The organism is Frankia sp. Hr75.2, assembly GCF_949319125.1.
Lineage (GTDB): Bacteria > Actinomycetota > Actinomycetes > Frankiales > Frankiaceae > Parafrankia > Parafrankia soli.
Window position 1 is genome coordinate 50,620 of record NZ_CASGGV010000221.1, and the last position, 17,791, is coordinate 68,410.

Annotated in this window: 12 protein-coding genes and 1 pseudogene; 9 read left to right on the top strand and 4 right to left on the bottom strand. The window is 70.1% G+C overall.

Annotated features, from left to right (window positions below):
• The first annotated feature begins 16 nt into the window (after positions 1-16).
• The gene (locus tag AC559T_RS15615) at positions 17-694 is read left to right on the top strand and encodes an ArsR/SmtB family transcription factor (protein WP_498869229.1); all 678 of its coding nucleotides are present in this window, start codon (positions 17-19) and stop codon (positions 692-694) included.
• A gap of 195 nt (positions 695-889) precedes the next feature.
• Here AC559T_RS15615 and AC559T_RS15620 read toward each other — a convergent pair.
• A pseudogene (locus AC559T_RS15620) lies at positions 890-3,751 on the bottom strand (Tn3 family transposase); the annotation flags it as partial.
• 122 nt (positions 3,752-3,873) lie between these two features.
• The gene (locus AC559T_RS15625) at positions 3,874-4,755 is read right to left on the bottom strand and encodes an LLM class F420-dependent oxidoreductase (protein ID WP_498869208.1); all 882 of its coding nucleotides are present in this window, start codon (positions 4,753-4,755) and stop codon (positions 3,874-3,876) included.
• A 272-nt stretch (positions 4,756-5,027) separates the two neighbouring features.
• Between AC559T_RS15625 and AC559T_RS15630 the strand changes: the two genes are divergently transcribed.
• The 4 genes from AC559T_RS15630 to AC559T_RS15645 all read left to right on the top strand — a co-directional run bounded on the left by AC559T_RS15630 (position 5,028) and on the right by AC559T_RS15645 (position 10,737).
• A complete protein-coding gene (locus tag AC559T_RS15630; protein ID WP_498869209.1) occupies positions 5,028-5,741 on the top strand; it encodes a TetR/AcrR family transcriptional regulator in 714 nt (237 codons plus the stop codon).
• 216 nt (positions 5,742-5,957) lie between these two features.
• Positions 5,958-7,991, top strand: a complete 2,034-nt coding sequence (gene shc / locus AC559T_RS15635) for a squalene--hopene cyclase (RefSeq protein ID WP_498869210.1) — start codon at positions 5,958-5,960, stop codon at positions 7,989-7,991.
• An 83-nt stretch (positions 7,992-8,074) separates the two neighbouring features.
• Positions 8,075-9,748: a diguanylate cyclase domain-containing protein gene (locus AC559T_RS15640; RefSeq protein WP_498869211.1), complete on the top strand. Its 1,674-nt coding sequence runs from the start codon at positions 8,075-8,077 to the stop codon at positions 9,746-9,748.
• A gap of 260 nt (positions 9,749-10,008) precedes the next feature.
• On the top strand, positions 10,009-10,737 hold the full coding sequence (locus AC559T_RS15645) for a GntR family transcriptional regulator (RefSeq protein WP_498869212.1): 729 nt from the start codon (positions 10,009-10,011) through the stop codon (positions 10,735-10,737).
• 13 nt (positions 10,738-10,750) lie between these two features.
• Here the strand turns inward: AC559T_RS15645 and AC559T_RS15650 are convergent, their stop codons facing one another.
• On the bottom strand, positions 10,751-11,779 hold the full coding sequence (locus tag AC559T_RS15650; protein ID WP_255565770.1) for an LLM class flavin-dependent oxidoreductase: 1,029 nt from the start codon (positions 11,777-11,779) through the stop codon (positions 10,751-10,753).
• A 489-nt stretch (positions 11,780-12,268) separates the two neighbouring features.
• Here AC559T_RS15650 and AC559T_RS15655 point away from each other — a divergent pair, with 489 nt between their 5' ends.
• Entirely contained in the window at positions 12,269-12,964 is a 696-nt protein-coding gene (locus AC559T_RS15655; RefSeq protein WP_498869213.1) for a carboxymuconolactone decarboxylase family protein, read from the top strand.
• Between the two features lie 494 nt (positions 12,965-13,458).
• On the top strand, positions 13,459-14,238 hold the full coding sequence (locus AC559T_RS15660; RefSeq protein ID WP_071060734.1) for a FadR/GntR family transcriptional regulator: 780 nt from the start codon (positions 13,459-13,461) through the stop codon (positions 14,236-14,238).
• 39 nt (positions 14,239-14,277) lie between these two features.
• Here AC559T_RS15660 and AC559T_RS15665 read toward each other — a convergent pair whose 3' ends face one another.
• The gene (locus AC559T_RS15665) at positions 14,278-15,096 is read right to left on the bottom strand and encodes an enoyl-CoA hydratase/isomerase family protein (RefSeq protein ID WP_498869214.1); all 819 of its coding nucleotides are present in this window, start codon (positions 15,094-15,096) and stop codon (positions 14,278-14,280) included.
• Between the two features lie 481 nt (positions 15,097-15,577).
• On the opposite strand from AC559T_RS15665, the gene AC559T_RS15670 reads away from it, so the two are divergent.
• Entirely contained in the window at positions 15,578-16,372 is a 795-nt protein-coding gene (locus tag AC559T_RS15670; RefSeq protein ID WP_498869215.1) for a PaaI family thioesterase, read from the top strand.
• A 164-nt stretch (positions 16,373-16,536) separates the two neighbouring features.
• Complete coding sequence (locus AC559T_RS15675; protein ID WP_498869216.1) at positions 16,537-17,754, top strand: cytochrome P450; 1,218 nt, start codon at positions 16,537-16,539, stop codon at positions 17,752-17,754.
• Positions 17,755-17,791: the final 37 nt, after the last annotated feature.

Here is a 17,791-nt window from a genome sequence, read left to right on the forward strand (position 1 = left end):
ATTTGGAGGATGCTTCATGGGAGACCCGCAGCGCAAGGCCGAGCGCAAGAGCGCGCTCTACGACGCCCTCGCCCGCACCGGCAAAGCCCTCGCCAACGGCAAACGCCTGGAGCTGCTCGACCTGCTCGCCCAGGGCGAACGCAGCGTCGACGCCCTCGCCCAGGCCGCCGGCCTCGGCCTGACCACCGCCTCGGCACACCTGCAGACCCTCAAACAGGCCGGGCTGGTCAGCACCCGCCGCGACGGCGTGCGGATCCACTACCGCCTCGCCGGCGACGACGTCGCCGCGCTCTACGGGTTGCTCCTGAACGTCGCACACACCCACCAGCCCGCCGCCGACCACGCCCGCACCGCCTACCTCGGACCTGACAACACCGACGAGATCACCCGCGACGAACTCCTCGACCGCGTCCACGCCGGAACCGCCACCGTCATCGACGTCCGCCCCACCGAGGAATACACCGCCGGCCACATCCCCGGCGCCCTCAGCCTCCCCCTCGACCAGCTCGCAGCCCGCCTGGCCGAACTCCCCGAGAACGCCAACATCGTCGCCTACTGCCGCGGCACCAACTGCGTCCTCGCCCACGACGCCGTCCGCCTCCTCACCGCCCACGGCCACCGCGCCGCACGCCTGATCGACGGCATGCTCGAATGGCGCCTCGACCACCGCCCCATCGCCACCGGCACCACCTGACCCGCGCCCACCCTGTTCCCTGCGCTGCCGATCCAGCCGACACTCGGCCCGGCATGCTCTGGCACCGCGACCGGTAGCGATCTCAGCTGAGGGCGGCGGCGATCCGCAGCCGTGAGGCCAAGTCCAGTTTGACCTCGCCATACGGGCGCACATGACCCCAGAACAGCGGGTCAGCCCGCGCCGGTCGGCAGGGGCGAGCAGCCCGGACCATGCGGGTTCAGCGAGGACGTCCTGGAGCATGAGCGTGTTGACGTACACCAACGAGGCCTGGAGGATCCGCAGGCACAGCGCCGCCATCTCCGCTTCCTCGCGGCGGTTCGTGGAGATCTCCCCGCCCTTGCCGTAGTAGATCACCGCGTTGGCCGCGTTCCACGACTCGACGACGTTCAACCCCTCCTCGATCTCCCGTTGCAGGTCACGATCCCGCAGGTAGCGGGCGAGGAAAACGGTGCGCTGGGCGCGGCCGATCTCCAGCATCGCCTGGTAGGCCGGGTGCGAGGCGGCCCGGGTGAAGCGGGACAGGATCGCCTCGGTGGAGGCCGTGCCGGTGCGGATCGCGGTGGCGTACTTGATGACCTGGTCGTAGTTGGCGTCGATCACGTCCCAGCGGATCGGCCGGGTCAAGGCGGCGTGCAGGTTCGGGTAGGCGCCGGGTTCGCCGGCGTTCGGCCGGTACAGCCGTACCCGGTTGATCTGCTTGATCCGCGGCAGCAAATCAACGTTCAGTAACCGGGTGACGCCGAACCCGATCTCCGACTGGCCATGACTGTCCACATAATTACCTTCAACGCTCATCGTGGTGCCATGGCGAATCGCCCCTTCGACCATCGCCGCGACCTCCGAGGCCGAGGCCCGCAGGGTCTGGGAGTGCACCACCACCGAGCCCCGCTCGACGTGCCAGTACACCAGGATCCCCCGGCCGCCGTAGCGCGAGTGCCACTCGGTGAACAGGTTCTGGTCCCAGGAACGGAAGTGCGTGGAGTCCGAGGCCACCGCCGTCGACCCCGCACCCCACAACCCGACATCGCGGGCAGCGAAGGTGGCGTTGGCGATCTCAATGGCAATCTGCCGGGCCGCCTGCGAGGTCAGGTAGCGGCGCCGGACGTAGCGGATCTCCTCTTCGGTGTGGCCGTGCGTGCCGCCGGCCACCGACCGGATACCGGCGTTGGTGCCGTAGGCGTAGATCGCGAGCATCAGCCGTTCAGCCAGCACCTCGGGCGCCAAGTGCCCGCTGCCCGCAACGGAGGTGACCGCCGTCAGGCAGCCGGTCCGCAGCACGGCCTCCTTGAGCATGTCGATCAGCGGCACCGCGTTCCATCGGCGGCCCACCTCGTTCTTGACCCTGCGCAGGTTGCGGGGCTCTTCGGACGCCTCCGGCGCGGTGAACCTGATCGCCCCGGCCTTACGTTCCTTGATCTCCACCCAGTCCAGTTCCGGCAGGGCCTCGTCAAGGTCGGCCAGGGCCTCGGTCATCTCCTCACGCAGGGACGTGATGAACACCGCCGGGTCCAGCGGCTTGCGCAGTTCGCCGTAGTGCTCGACGCGGCGGGCCTCGAAGTCCCCCGGTAGGTCCTCGTCTGGGTTGCGCCAACGGCCCGCGCCGACCACCCAGACCTCCTTGCAGCGCAGCTGCTCGCGCAGGGCCTGGAAGGTGGCCACCTCGTAGACCATGCGCACGATCCGAGGCCGGCCGCGCTTGTCTGCGCGGTAGACGAGGTCCGCCCACTGCCCGGTGGTGACACGGTGCTCCGGCGCGCTCTCGCCGAGCGGGTAGTAGGTGGTGTTCCCGGCCTTCGCGTACCGCTGGACCAGAGCGAGCGCGTCGATGACCGGCCGGTACGCGGAGTTGTTGGAACGGAACTCCAGAACCTCCAGCAGCTCGATCAGACCCTTGCGGTAGTGGTTGGTGTAGGACGCCTTCAACGTGGTCTGCACCGTGCGCCGGTACACCGACCCCTTCGTCCGGTACTCGTGCACCAGCTCCTTCAGCGTCTGCTCGCCCCCGCCCACAGCCGGGAAGACGACCCCGCGGACCTCACCGTCCGGCTCGGCCAGCGACGCCTCAGCGATCCGGAACAGGATGTTCTCCTTCCCCGACACCCGCTTGAAGGCGTTGATCATCTCGTTGGTCACCTTCTGCTCGGCCCGGGCACCGATCCGATGCACCGTGGCGATGAGCAGATCCACCAGCGAGTCGGTCACCTCCCGCTCCCGCTCCACCAGCAGCGCGGACAACAACGTCACCGCCGCCTCCTGCGACCGCCGGCGCAGATGGGACGGCGACTCCACCGCGGCCCGCGCCCGCCAGGAAGCCAACACCTTCGGCGCCACATCGGCGAACAGTGACGCCGGGAGCCCGATCGCCCGGATCGCGGTCAGCTTACGGATCTCCCGCAGCATCGACTCCAGGCTCACGTTCCCCGGCATCGCCTTGACCAGCGCCAGCACCGACTCGCCGCCGTCGGCGTCCCCGTCATCCTCGGCACCGTCCGCGTCACCGGCAGCAGCAACCAGAGCAAGGATCCGCGCCCGTACCTCCGGAGCCAGCCGAGCCGCGACGGTGGCGAACCAGGTCTCCTCCGCAGCGTGCAGCGCGGAGCGGACAATCCGCGTGATCCGGTCCGGCGCCGGGGGCTCGATGCACTCCTCGCGGCAGTGCTTTAGCAGCTCCTCCCGCACCCGGTCCGCATTCCGCTCGGCGTGCGCGACATCGGTGGCCAGCCAAGCCGTCAGCTTCTCCGCGTCCTGCACCGAGCACACCCGAAACCCCAGATGCTCGCGTATCTGGGCGCGGTGGTACTCGATCGTGCTACCGATCCACTGGTAGGACTCGAACTCCGCCGCCGGCACCTCCAACTGCCGGGCGACGAACTCCACCACCTCGTCCGGGAACTCCGCCCCGCCACGGGGGAACCGGCCATGCCGCGTGAAGTACTTCAGCAGCAGCCCGAACCCCAGCCGCGTCCCACCCCGCTTACCCGCCACGAGCTCCAGTTCGTCATCGAGCACCGTCCAGTGCTGGACCAGCTCATCCATGCCCACCGGCTGCCGCCTCATGGCCGCACATCATGCTGGAGCACCCCTGGTCAGGAACGGCCACTCCATGATCCGCCCCGTTTGGGGCTGGTGACACGTTCGTTAATGGCACCCGGCTTCCCGCGGGAGCGGGCCAGGGCCGCTCAGCGCAGCGCGACCTCGGCCTTCTTCATGATCTCCGCGATGTAGTCGATGTGGCGGTCGACGCCGGTGAGCCCGCGCCCCATCGTGAACAGCGAGGCGTGTGTGGCGCCTGCCGCCCGCAGCCGCAGCAGCCCGTCCGTGATCTCCTGATCGGTGTAGGGCTGGCCGGGTGCGTGCAGGACGAACTGCGCGCCGAAGCCGTCGAGCGGCCGGCCCGCGATCGCCAGCAGTTCCCGCAGGCGGGCCCAGCCGTCCATCGCCGGCTGATCGAGGCCGTAGCCGAAGACGAAACCGTCGGCCAGGGCCACGGCCCGGCGGAACGCCGCCTCGGCGAACCCGCCGCACCAGATCGGAATCCGGCGGGTCGGCCTCGGGACGATGTTGGCGCGGTCGATCTGGTCGAACTCGCCCTCGAAGCTGATCAGCTCCTCGCTCCACAGCCGGCGGAGGTAGGAGATCTGCTCGGTCAGTCGCCGGCCCCGGCTGGCGAAGTCCACGCCCATCGCGTGGAACTCGACCCGGTTGTACCCGGCCCCCACCCCGAGCCGCAGCCGCCCCCCGGACATGAGGTCGATGTCGGCCGTCTGCCGGGCGACGAGGACGGTCTGGCGCAGCGGAAGGATGAGGACGCCGCTCACGAACTCGATGCGCTCGGTCAGGCCGGCCAGGTAGGCGAAGGCCGTGAGGGGATCGTGGAACGGGCTCCGTTCCCCGTACCGACCCCGGATCGGCGGGTCACGCCGCTCGTGCGAGGCGCCGATGACGTGGTCGTACAGGACCAGATGGTCGTAGCCGAGCCCCTCGGCCGCCCGGGCGAACCGGGCGAGCGCCGACGGATCGCCCTCGAGCTCGATCTGCGGATAGACGACCCCGAGCCTCATCGCACCCCGCCCGTCTCTCTCCCCGTCACGCTGAGGACGTCGGTCAGACTATCAGCAGCAGTTCTTTTTCTACAACCATCAGTTCAAATAACGCACACAGCGCCGTCGACCCCGCAGATCGGGGGCAACCTGCCCCAGCACTCCCCACAAACAGGGCATACGAACCATGCGGGTCAAAAATCTGTCAGAGTCTGCCATTTGCCGGTGTTGCGCGTATGCTTGCCGAAGACACCAGGGTCACGGAAGCGCTACGCGACAGGAGGTAACCGGGCGTGGCTGACCAGCGCACGGAGGGCCTGCGTGAGCGGAAGAAGCGTCGCACCCGCCAGTCGATCATCGACGCCGCGCACGAGCTGTTCCACCTGAAGGGCTACGAGGCGGCCACCGTGGAGGAGATCGCCGACCAGGCCGAGGTGTCCGTGCGCACCGTGTTCCGCTACTTCACGAGCAAGGAGGCGATCGCCCTCGCACCGCTGGACGAGATGGGCGATCTCACCGTGGCCGCACTGCGCCGCCGGCCCGCCGACGAGCCGCCTCTGACGGCGCTGCGCAACGCGGCCTTCGACGCGTGGACGCTGATGTCGCCGGACGGCGACTCGCTCCGTCACTACGCCGATCATCTGCTTCTCCTCGACGGCTCCTCACCCCTGGCGGGAGCGGTCCTGAGCCGTCTCGTCGCCATCGGCGACCGACTCGCCGTGGAGCTCGCGGAGGAGACCGATCCCAGCCCGGTCGAACACGCCACCGCTGAACACGCCACCCCTGAACACGCCATCGCTGAAGGCACCACCCCTGAAGGCACCACTGCCGGGAACGGCCCGCCCGACCCCGGTCTGGGCGCCCAGCTGACCGCCGTCACGTTTCTCGGGGCCATCCAGGTGGCGACCCGCGCGTGGTGCAGCTCGGGCAGCACAGACCTCGGCGATCTCCTCATGACGGTCGACCTCTGCCTCGGTCGACTGGGCGTCCAGCCCCCCACCGGCTGACCCACCCGCACCGCAGGAACAGCACAACCGGAAAGCAAGGTCTGTCGCGGCACCCTGAACAATGTGAGCGCGCCAGCGTGAATGAGCGCCCCTACTCGGGCGGCGCGGTTCGGAGAGCCCCTCCGGCGCGCCCGTTCGGCGCCCAGGTCGGCCATGTTCCAGGGATCCGACCGACCTCCTGTCACGTTGGTGATGAACGATATGCGAGGACCGGATATGAACGTTTCCGATACCGTCAGTGTCACCCGGGAAAGCATTCCCACGCAGACCAGCGCCGGCGACGCCACCGCACGCGACCGCACCGCGGCTGCCGGCAGCGAGCTCGCCCACGCGCTACGCCTCGCCACCGACCACCTGCTCGCGCTGCAGGACGGCACGGGCTGGTGGAAGTTCGATCTCGAGACGAACACGAGCATGGACGCCGAGGACCTCCTGCTGCGCGAGTACCTCGGTATCCGCACGGCCGAGGTGACGGCGGCCTCGGCCCGGTTCATCCGCTCCCGGCAGAGCGACGACGGATCGTGGCCGCAGTACTTCGGCGGCCCGGGCGAGCTGTCCACCACCGTCGAGTCGTACATCGCCCTGCGCCTCGCCGGCGACGACGCCTCCGCATCGCACATGCTCAGCGCCGCGACCTGGGTCCGCGACCACGGCGGAGTTCCCGCGACCAGGGTGTTCACCCGGATCTGGCTGGCGCTGTTCGGTTGGTGGCGCTGGGAGGACCTGCCGGTGCTGCCCCCGGAGATCATGCTCCTCCCCCGCCGCGCACCGCTGAACATCTACTCCTTCGGGTCCTGGGCGCGCCAGACCCTGGTGTCGCTGACGGTCGTCTCCGCCCTCCGCCCGGTGCGGCCGGCGCCGTTCGACCTCGACGAGCTGTACCCGGACGGACCCGCCTCCGCCGGGTCCTCCGCCGGGCCCGGCGGAGGCGGGTCCGGCGCCGGAGCCTCCGGCGTGCTCGAGAGAATCAGCACGCGGTTCACCGCGAAAGAAATCTTCCTGGGTATCGACCGACTGCTGCACGTCTATCACCGGCGCCCCGTTCGATCCATGCGCAACCATGCGCTGCGGGCCGCGGAGCGGTGGATAATCGCCCGCCAGGAGGCGGACGGATGCTTCGGCGGGATTCAGCCACCCGCGGTCTATTCGATAATCGCGCTGCGGCTGCTCGGGTACGAGCTCGACCATCCGGTACTGAAGGCCGCGCTGCGGGCCCTCGACGACTACAGCGTCACCCTCGCCGACGGCTCCCGCATGGTCGAGGCGTCGCAGTCGCCGGTCTGGGACACCGCGCTGGCGGTGAACGCCCTCGCGGACGCGGGTGCCACGGCCGCGATCGCGCCCGACCACCCGGCGCTGGTCCGCGCCGCCGACTGGCTGCTCGGCCAGGAGGTCCGGCACCGGCGTGGCGACTGGGCGGTCAACCATCCCGACGTCCCGGCGAGCGGCTGGGCGTTCGAGTTCGAGAACGACACCTACCCCGACACCGACGACACGGCGGAGGTTCTGCTCGCGCTGCGCCGGGTGCGCCACCCGGCGCGCGACGAGCTGGACGCCGCCGAGCGCCGGGCGGTGGCCTGGCTGTTCGGGCTGCAGTCCAGCGACGGCGGATGGGGCGCGTACGACGCGGACAACACCAGCACCATCCCGTACCAGATCCCGTTCGCCGACTTCGGAGCCCTCACCGATCCGCCCTCCGCGGACGTCACCGCGCATGTCGTCGAGCTGCTCGCCGAGGCCGGCCTCGGCGGCGACGACCGCACGCGGCGCGGGGTGGACTGGCTGCTGGACCACCAGGAGGCCGACGGGTCGTGGTTCGGCAGGTGGGGCGTCAACTACGTCTACGGCACCGGCAGCGTGATGCCCGCGCTGCGCGCCGCGGGGGTGGAGCCGTCCCATCCGGCCATGCGGGCGGGAGCGGACTGGCTGCTCACCCACCAGAACGCCGACGGCGGCTGGGGGGAGGACCTGCGCTCCTACACCGATCCCGAGTGGTCGGGCCGTGGTGAGTCCACCGCGTCCCAGACGGCGTGGGCGATGCTGGCCCTGCTGACGGTGGGCGACCAGCCCGAGGTGAGCGGGGCCCTCGCGAGGGGTGCCCGGTGGCTGGCCGATCACCAGCGGCCGGACGGCTCCTGGGACGAGGACCAGTTCACCGGTACCGGGTTCCCCGGCGACTTCTACATCAACTACCACGGCTACCGGCTGCTGTGGCCGATCATGGCCCTCGGCCGCTACCTCCGCGGGTAGGGCAGCCGACCCAGCCAGGCGCCAACATCGTAACTATCCGAATCGGTTCGACCTCGATACGCTTCCCCCGAGGGATGTGGACGATGTCCGAACTCCGTGGCGTCACGGACGCCACACACGATTTGCGGCGTTCGACCGTTTCGGGCCGTACGCCGCAGTTGTTGTGGTGCGCGGCCGTCGCCGCCGTGGTGCTTTTCGCGCTGGAGGTCGCCCTCGCGGTGCTGTTGGGCCCGCGGCCGGGCGTCGTCGCCACGATGTCGCTCAACGCCGCCGCCCAGGTGGCCGCCGCGGCGGCCTGCTTCTGGACCGCTCGGCGCACCCGCCCCGGTGACCGGCGCTGGCGGCGGCTCATCGGCGTCATGGCGGGCAGCTCGGCGCTCGCCAGCGTCGCGACGGCGGCAGCCGTGCTGGGTGGTGAATCTCCCCGGGTGTCCTCGGGGTGGTACGCCGTCCTGTTCGTTTTCCACGGTGTGGCCCTGGCCGGGCTGCTGTCGCTGCCCACCGACCCGGTGGACGGCCGGGCGGGGAGGCAGGGCCGCGGCTCGTCCCGCTGGTACGTGATCACCATGCTGGACTGTGTACTGATCGTCGGTTCGATCGTCCTGCTGGAATGGGGGACGATGCTCGCCGCGGTCGTCCGGACAGGTGCGCCCGACCTCAGAGAGTTCCTGCTCTCCCTGGTCCACGCGGTCTCCGTACTGATCCTGGTCACGGCGGTGGTGCTGATCGCGAGCTTCCGCCGGCCGCGCTCCCCGGCGACGTTGGCGCTGCTCGGCACGGGCCTGCTCGCCTACGGTCTCACCAGCAACGTCTTCGTCTACCGCGTCGCGCAGCACCAGCTCGACATGCCGCCGTTGAGCGTGGTCACATTCGGCCTCGCCTTCCTGCTGGTCTTCCTTGCCGCGCTGCTGCCGTTCCCGGCTCGCGCACCGCCGGACGGCCCGGCGCCGGACGGCCCGACGCCGGCCGGCCCGCAGGCGACGTGGGCGTACGTGGTGCTGCCCTACGCGGTGCTCGGTGCGGCGGGCCTGCTGGTGGTCGGCAAGCTGTCGATCGGTACGCAGGTCGACCGGTTCGAGACGTACGGCATCGCCGGGCTGCTGCTGGTCGCGCTGGTCCGCCAGATGGTCACGCTGGTCGAGAACGCCCGGCTACTCGCCGGAATCCGGGACCAGGAACGGGAGCTGCACCACCAGGCCTTCCACGACCCGCTGACCGGCCTGGCGAACCGGGCCCTGTTCACCCGCCGACTACAGCGGGCACTCACGCGCGACACCGACGACGCCAGCCACGCCGGAGACGCCGGTGGCGGCACGTCGCTGTCCGTGCTGTTTCTGGACCTTGACGAGTTCAAGCACGTCAACGACACCTTCGGGCATGCCGCCGGGGACGAGCTCCTCCGGATCAGCGCGGAGCGGCTGCGGGCGGGAACGCGGACCGTGGACACCGTCGCCCGGCTCGGCGGCGACGAGTTCGCCGTCATCCTCGACGGCGACGGACTCCGCAATCCCCGCCGCGTCGGGGAACGGCTCGCGGCAGCGATACAGGCACCGTGTCTGCTGGCGGGACGGCCTTACACCCCGCGAGCCAGCCTCGGACTGGTCACCCTCGACTCGCCCGCCCGCCCGGCCGACCCCGACGTCCTGCTCCACCAGGCCGATCTTGCGATGTACGCGGCCAAACGCGAACGGACCGGCAGGCTGAAGGTCTACCGGCCGGACATGAGCCCTCCGATCGCCACGCCGCCGCCCGGCTGACCGGGCGGCGGCGTCCCCTTCGACGTGTGGAACGACCCGCTTCCCTGGACCACGAACGCGAGTTCCGTCATCCGCCGGCCCGAGTCGACTTTCGACGCCCGGAGTCGTGCAGGGTGGCGGCCACGGCTCGGAGAAGATGGGGATTGATCCGTCGGAGGTCTGCTCGATCCGGCCGTCTTTGAGGACTTCGGAGGCTACGTGGTCAGGTACATGCGGGAGGCGGCCGAGACCGCCGAATCGAGCGACTGTCCGGCGGTTCAGTGACCACACGGGACGCCGACCCGAGCGCGATCCGTCTGCTCGCCTCGGGTCGGCGGCGCTACGGCAACCTCAAGGACGAGGCGGCCAGCTTCATCCGGGAGGCGATCGTCTCTCGTGCGCTGCCGCCACGCAGCAAGATCGATCAGGACGAGGTCGCCGACGCGCTCGGGATCAGCCGTGCCCCGGTCCGCGAGGCCCTCATCGAACTCGCGCAGAAGGGCTTCGTGGACGCCGTGCCCCGGCGCGGCGCGTTCGTCGCCGAGGTGACCGTCGAGGACATCGAGGACCACTACGAGGTCGTCGCGCTGGTGTCCGGGATGACGACCCGGCGTGCGGTCCGCAAGCTCACGCCGCTGGAGACCGAGGAACTGGCCCGGCTGCACCGTGAGATCGCCACGACCGAGGACGAGGCCCGCCGCAGGAGCCTCGACCGCCGGTTCTTCCAGATCATCGCCACCGCCGGAAAGTCACCGCGGCTCGACGCGATCCTGGAGTTCCTCGGCGGCGTGCTCCAGGGCAGCTTCTACTACGACGCGCCCGCGTGGGTGGACAACGAGGCGAAGTACCGGGAACGGCTGCTCGACGCGATCCAGGCGGATGATGTCGTGACGGCGACGCGGACCAGTGAGGAGCACGTGCGCTCCTGCGCCGCCGTGACCATAGAGCACCTGCGGTCCCGCGGCTACCTGCCACCAGCACCGCCAGCTTCGCCCGCCGCCAGCCCCTGACCTTGCCGTACGGCTATCCCGAAGGGCGGGCGGCGGCGAAGGCGCGCAGCTCTCGGGCGACGTCCGGGCCGGCGGGCGTGTACATGACCTCGCGGAACCCCGCCTCGGCGAGCCGGCCGAGCTTCCGTCCGACGCTGACGGAATCACCGACCAGGGTGCCGACGTAGACATCGCCGGCCATGGTGTCGACGTCGATGTGCTCCAGCAGGGGCCGGTCACGCTCGGAGAGGTGGGTGACATGGCCCTCGAAGGTGAGCAGGTGGCGCTCCTCCTCGGAGGCCAGGCCCTCGAGGGCCTTCCGCCACTGCGAGCCACCGGGCAGGGCGTCCACCCCGGCCGCCCCACGGACGGCATAGGTGGTGTGCCAGCCGACGACCTGCCACGGGCCGATCGCCTCCCGTACGCGGCTGGAGCTCGGGTCCTCGCCGGGGTCCAGCACGGTGCCCGAGACCATCGTCGCGGTCGGCAGCGTCGGGTGGGGCGGCCCGATCGTGCCGTCAGCCACCTCGGGGGCGCGTTTGTTGCCGCGCGGGCCGAGGACGCTGAGCCACAGCGGCACCTGGACCGGCCGGGCGGCGGTCAGGCCGGGCCAGTGCAGCATCCGGGCCGCCTCGCCGTCGAGCACGATCGTCTCACCGGCGAGCAGCTTGCGGACCGACGCGGCATAGTCGAACAGCGCGTCCAGCGGCATCGCACGCTGCCCGATCGTCATGCGCGCCGTGTAGCCGGTACCGAAGCAGGCCCGGAAGCGGCCGCCGGACAGCCGGGCGATGGTGGCGATGCCGGACGCCATCGTCATGACGGACCGCTGGGTCGGGATCAGGACGGCGGTGGCGAGACCGATCCGGGTCGTCCGGGTGGCGGCGAGCGCCAGGTGCGCGAACGGGTCCTCCCACAACGGCGCCGAATCGAAGATCCACACCCGCGCGTACCCGAGCTCTTCGGCGAGCACGGCGAGGTCGGCGAAGTCCGGGCCCGGCGGGAGCCCGCACGATAACTCAAACTCGTTCGCGTCGGTCATGGAACCGTTTCTACCAGGCAATCAAGCGTGGCGGCACCGCAATCGGAACCGACCCCCTGGTATCAACATCGACGCAAACCCCTGTTTCGACATTCTCACTGAATCATTCGAGCGTCAAGGCCGCCATCGCGAACTCGCCTCCGGACCGGGCGCGCAGGTGCCGTCGGTCAGGCCCTCCCCCGGTTTCCGTGGACTCGCAATTCATCAGTCGACCAAGGTCCCGCCAACTGGCTGGCGGCACAGGACGGACATGGTCACCACCCGGGCGAGTCCCCTGGTCACGCTCGTTCGCGGGCGCCAGGCCGGGCCGCCCGAATTGCGGCGCGACCGCCGCTCCGCTTGACTCCAAGCCATCCAATATGCTAATCGGCCGGTGAAACGATAGTAGTCGCAGGCAGACAGTGCGTCTCTGGTAATGCCGAGCTATGGACGTCCCCGAACCCGCGCTGTTAGCTGCGGAAGCGATAACGGACGTTGCCCCTCGCAAACGCCTAGCCCTGAGGAGCCCCGATGGCGACCGGACCAGGAGCCGAGCACCCGGAACCACGCGACTCGTCCTCGGCAGCGCAGGCGCAGGCGCAGGCGCAGGCGCAGGCGCCCAGGCTGGCACCACTGCCGTTCGAGAAGTGGGACGACGAGACCAGGTCCATCCTCCTGCGCTACCTGCGGCGGCCCGAGCTCTACCTGTCGGGCGCCCCGGACGCCCCCCCGATGCCGAAGGCGCTCGGGCTGTTCGCCCACCACGTCCAGCTGAGCGAGACCTTCCTCGCGTTCACCGATCTGTTCGCCGGCGAGCACGCCACGCTCGACCCTCGGCACCGCGAGCTTCTCATCCTGCGGGTAGCGTGGCGCACCCGCTCCGGCTACGAGTGGGCCCAGCACACCCGGATCGGGATGCAGGCCGGTCTCACCACCGAGCAGCTCTACGCCATCCCGCACGGAGCCGAGGCCGAGGTGTGGACGCCGGTCGAGCGTGCACTGCTGGCTGCGACCGACCAGATGATCGACCAGTCGCGCGTCGGCGACGACACCTGGCAGCTGCTGGCCTCCCATTTCGATGCGGGGCAGCTGCTCGAGCTGTCCTTCGTCGTCGGCGGCTACCTCTGTCTCGCGGCGGTCCTCAACAGCGTCGGCCTGCAGCCGGACCCGCCGACCGAACCGGTCGACGCACCGGCGCTCCCCGCAGAGCGTGACCCGTCCGCCTGACAGCGGCGAAATCGTAGGACATCCCGTACGCGCCGCGAACGAGCGACTCGTGTGACGGTCCGAGCCCGGGCATGAATCCGGGGCGGCCCATGACAGCGAGTGCCTCGAAACGCCCCGGGGTCTGTTCCGTCCGAGCCTCACACGGCGGCGTGCCTGGCGGGCGTCGCCCGTCATCGACCTCGACCGCGCTCGTCAACCTCCCGGTGCGTCTCTCCATCAGAACCGGGTCATCGGCGAGTCATGATCATTACGGCGTCACAGCTCGTCAACATCGTTGACTATCTTGAGTATGGATGGACCGACCAGGCACCGTCGTCGCGTCGCGTCGTCGCCACGTCGCGTCGCGTCGCGGCCGGCAGGACGGGCCAGCCGAGCACTCCGAAATATCTAGACTGATCATGGGCCACAGTCGAGTGACCGCGCGCAGCTTTCAGCGCCATATCGTCGCGCCCCGGTAGGCTGGACAGACCGCAAACACTCAGAGAAGGTCGATCATGGTGGCCGAGCCGGGGAAAGCACGGAATCGCGACCGGGCCACACTGCGCGAAAAGCCCCAGCGCATCGCCGACGAGATTCGGCAGCTCATCGTCGAGGGCGATCTTTCCGAGGGCGAGTCACTCGGCCACGAGCCGGATCTGGTCGAGCGGTTCGGGGTCTCCCGCCCGTCCCTGCGCGAAGCCCTGCGCATACTCGAGACCGAGGGCCTGATCTCGGTCAAGCGCGGCGTTCTCGGCGGCGTCGTCGTCCACCGGCCGGACCAGCGGATGACGGCCCGCACCGCGGCGCTCGTGCTCCAGGCCCGCAATGTGCCGCTCGCGGATGTCCACGCCGCCCGCAGCCTGCTCGAACCGGTCGCCGTACGGCTCGTCGCCGCGTCAGGGGATCACCGCTCGGCGGCCGCCGAGCTGCGGCGGCTCACCGCCGAGCAGCTCGAGGTGATCGACGACCCCGAGGCGTTCGGGAACGCCAACTCGCGCTTTCACGCCCGGCTCGTCGAACTGGCGGGGAATCAGACACTGGGCATTGTCGCCGAAATGCTCAATGAGATCGTCGCCCGAGCCGTCGCCGCGGTCAGCCAGCCCGAGGGCGGGAAAGAAACCACCGAGACACGCCTGCGAGGGCTCCGTTCCCAGGCCCGGCTGGCGACACTCGTCGAGGCGGGCGACGCCACCGCCGCCGAGGAACACTGGAAAGAGCACATGACGGTCGTGGGAAAAGTGATCCTCACCCAGGGAGCCAAAACAGTCATCGATCTGATGCAGCATCAGTACTGAGACGACGTCAGCGCTGAGGCTGTCCGGAGCCCCGGGCGGTCAGTGTCCCTCGAAGACGGGCGGGCGGCGCTCGGCGTAGGCCGTAAGTGCCTCCCGCATGTCCCTGGTGTGGACGTTCACCGTCTGTGCCAGCGCCTCGACCTCGAGGGCCTGGGCCAGTGACGACGTCCCGGCGGCGGCCAGCTCACGCTTGGTCATGGACAGGGCCACCGGCGGCCCGGCCGCGATGGTGCCGGCGATCTCGTGAACCGCGGCGTCGAGCCCCGCCGCGGGCACGACCGCGTTCACGAAGCCGATCTCGGCCGCCTGCGTCCCGCTGAGCATCCTCGCGGTGTAGGCGAGCTCCTTCGCCCGGTGCACGCCGATCCGCTGGCGAAGCAGCCAGGACGTGCCGAAGTCGAGGCTGAGCCCGCGCCGGGCGAAGATCAGCGAGAACCGTGCCGTGTCCGCGCACCAGGTGAGGTCGGCGGCCAGCGCGAGGCCCAGGCCGGCACCGACGCAGAGCCCGTCGACCTTGGCCACGACCGGCACGGGACAGTCGTGCACCGCCAGCACCACGTCGGCCAGCACCCGCATGTTGTCGAGGTTGTGTGACGGTGCCCCGCTCCCGTTCGAGGAACTCTCGCCGCGGGTGCCACCGAGGTCGGCGCCCGTGCAGAAGTTCCCGTCGGCGCCGGTGAGGATCACCGCGCGGGCACCGGAGTGCCCGACCTCCCGGAAGATGCGCCCGAGCGCCACCCACATGTCACCCGTGCAGGCGTTCCTCGACTCCGGCCGGTCGATCGTGACGGTCACGACGAACCCGTCGCGGGCCGCCCGGATGTTCGGGTGGTAGGACGGCACAACCTCTTGCGTCATGGTTATATATCTAGAGATATTGGACGCCTACGTCAACCGGACAACCCGCGCGCGGGCCGGAACCGTGCCCGCGCAGGCCCGCCGCCGCGCGGCCGGCCGCGTCACGCAGGGCCGCGGTGGTCAGCGAGCGGCCGTGGTCGTCCTCTCCTGTGCGCGTCCGGCGCGCGCGGCAAGCCACGCCGGCGCGGCCGCCGGCCCTCACCGGTAGCACCTACCGGCCACCATCTCGATGTGAGGCTAGAAAAGTCTATATATATTACCTGGACTTCGCGATCAGTCGACAGGCGGCCGGGGTGAACCCGCCGGCCGACGGCCGCACGCGCGTGACACCGAGCCGGGCGAGCGCGGACGCTCCCGCACGATCCGCCGGCCCTGACACCGGCGACGTCTCAGCGCGGCCGGCTCGAGGACTGAGACGCTCGACGTCCGCCGGCCGCGCGGCCAAGGGGCCGCGCGGCCAAGGCAGCGAAGGGGCGATCTCGTGAGCACCGTCGGCAATGGTGGCAAGGTGGACGATGTGCGGCACATCGTCATGGAGCTCGGCCTGGGCTTCTCGGTCGACGACGGCGTCGCCACCGGGCGCGCCGACGTGTTCGCCGAGCTGTGCGTCCCCGGCGCGACCGCCCTACGGACGTCCGTGCTGGCGACCTGGGCCGACGTCGTCGCAGGCGTGCTCGCCCTGCACCTGACCGCACCGCGGCCAGCCCTCACCCTCGACCTCGACGTGCAGGTCGTCGAACCAGCCGAGATCGGCGACACGATCTCCCTCAAGGCAAGAACCGTCAAGGCCGGCCGGACGGTCGTCGTCTGCGAGACACAGTTCCGCAACGAGACCTCCGGGACCCTGACCGCCGTCTGTCACACGTCGTTCGTCACCTCCCCGAACCCCGATCACGTCTTCTCCCACGGCGCCCTGGCCGGGCTGCCCGAGGGGCCCTTCCGGCTGCCGGTTCCCCTCGCCGAGCGGGTCGGCAGCGTCGTCGTGGCTCCGGGCACCGTCGAGGTGCCCCGGCGGGCCGACGGCCTCAACGCCGGCGGCGCCATCCAGGGCGGCCTCGTCGCGTTCGCCGCCGAGGAGGCAGCGACCTCATCCGCCCAGGGGCCGACGGTGCTGACCTCGCTCGGCATCCGTTACCTACGGCCGTTCTCGGTCGGACCGGCACGCGCGGTGGCCGACCGGCACGGCGAGGTGTGCCTGGTGCACCTCACCGACGCCGGGAGCGGGAAGCTGGGCGCCGTCGCGACGGCCCGGCTCGCCGACGCCAAACCGCGGTAGCCGTCCCGACCGGCGACAACAGGTCCGACCAACGACGACAGGCCTGACCGACACCCGGCGCGGCTGACCGGCGGCGGGCCCCTGACCTGCGAACAAATCCAACAACCCGCAAAAGAACTAGATATTTTGCTACTCTGCCGGTCGTGCCACCGGAAGGACTGGTCATGGATCTTGACGAAGCGGGCAGCGTCTTCACCGACCCGACGGCGTACGCGGACGAGAAACGGTGGCACACCGCCACCGCGCTGCTGCGCCGCCACTCGCCGGTGCACCGGGTCGAGACGGCGGGCTTCGCGCCGTTCTGGGCGGTCACCCGGCACGAGGACGTCATGACGATCTCCCGGGACGCGCAGCTGTGGCACAACGCGCCACGGACAGCCGTCAGCCAGGACCCGGCCGCACCCGCGCCGCCGATACGTTCGCTGGTACAGATGGACGCGCCGGACCACCCGGTCTACCGGCACATCAGCGCCGACTGGTTCAAGCCAGCCGGGGTCCGGCGACTATCCGACCGCATCACCCAGCTCGCCAGGCGCTACGTCGACCACATGGCGGAGCTCGGCGGCGAATGCGACTTCGTCACCGACATCGCCGCGCACTATCCCCTCTACGTCATCCTCTCCCTGCTCGGGCTGCCCGAGGAGGACTTCCCGAGGATGCTCACACTCACCCAGGAACTGTTCGGCTCCGACGACGTCGACCTCGCCCGCAACCCGGGCGGCACCGCCGCCCTGGACACCCTGCTGGACTTCTTCCAGTACTTCCAGACAGTGATCGCGGACCGCCGCGCGACACCGACCGACGACCTCGGCTCAGTGATCGCCAACGCCGCGGTCGGCGGCGAACCGATCGGCGAACTGGAGGCGGTCGGGTACTACGTCCTGATCGCCACCGCCGGTCACGACACGACGAGCGCGGCGATCTCCGGCGGGCTGCACGCCCTACTCGAACACCCGGACCAGTGGCGGCGCCTCGCCGCGGACCCGGGCCTGGTGCCCACCGCGGTCGACGAGATGATCCGCTGGGTATCCCCCGTCAAGCACTTCATGCGCACCGCCACCGAGGACACCGCCCTCCGGGGTGTCCGGATCTCGGCCGGGGAGTCGGTGCTGCTGTCCTACCCATCAGCCAACCGGGACGAGGACGTCTTCACCGACCCCAACGCCTTCGACGTCGGTCGAACCCCGAACAAGCACGTCGGCTTCGGCTTCGGCGCCCACTACTGCCTGGGCACCCACCTCGCCCGACTAGAGGGACGCGCCCTCTACGCCGAACTGGTCCCCCGGCTACACGAGATCGAGCTGGCCGGCACACCCGAATACATGCAGACCCTGTTCGTCGGCGGACCCAAACACCTCCCCATCCGCTACACGATCACCTAACCCGCCGCCACGGACACCGACCCGAACGCCTTCGGAG

What these genes read in the sequence shown, in the direction of transcription:
- AC559T_RS15665 (WP_498869214.1), bottom strand. Translation starts at nt 15,096, where the DNA reads ATGACGCAAGAGGTTGTGCCGTCCTACCACCCGAACATCCGGGCGGCC.
- AC559T_RS15675 (WP_498869216.1), top strand. Translation starts at nt 16,537, where the DNA reads ATGGATCTTGACGAAGCGGGCAGCGTCTTCACCGACCCGACGGCGTAC.
- shc (WP_498869210.1), top strand. Translation starts at nt 5,958, where the DNA reads ATGAACGTTTCCGATACCGTCAGTGTCACCCGGGAAAGCATTCCCACG.
- AC559T_RS15655 (WP_498869213.1), top strand. Translation starts at nt 12,269, where the DNA reads ATGGCGACCGGACCAGGAGCCGAGCACCCGGAACCACGCGACTCGTCC.
- AC559T_RS15625 (WP_498869208.1), bottom strand. Translation starts at nt 4,755, where the DNA reads ATGAGGCTCGGGGTCGTCTATCCGCAGATCGAGCTCGAGGGCGATCCG.
- AC559T_RS15615 (WP_498869229.1), top strand. Translation starts at nt 17, where the DNA reads ATGGGAGACCCGCAGCGCAAGGCCGAGCGCAAGAGCGCGCTCTACGAC.
- AC559T_RS15660 (WP_071060734.1), top strand. Translation starts at nt 13,459, where the DNA reads ATGGTGGCCGAGCCGGGGAAAGCACGGAATCGCGACCGGGCCACACTG.
- AC559T_RS15640 (WP_498869211.1), top strand. Translation starts at nt 8,075, where the DNA reads ATGTCCGAACTCCGTGGCGTCACGGACGCCACACACGATTTGCGGCGT.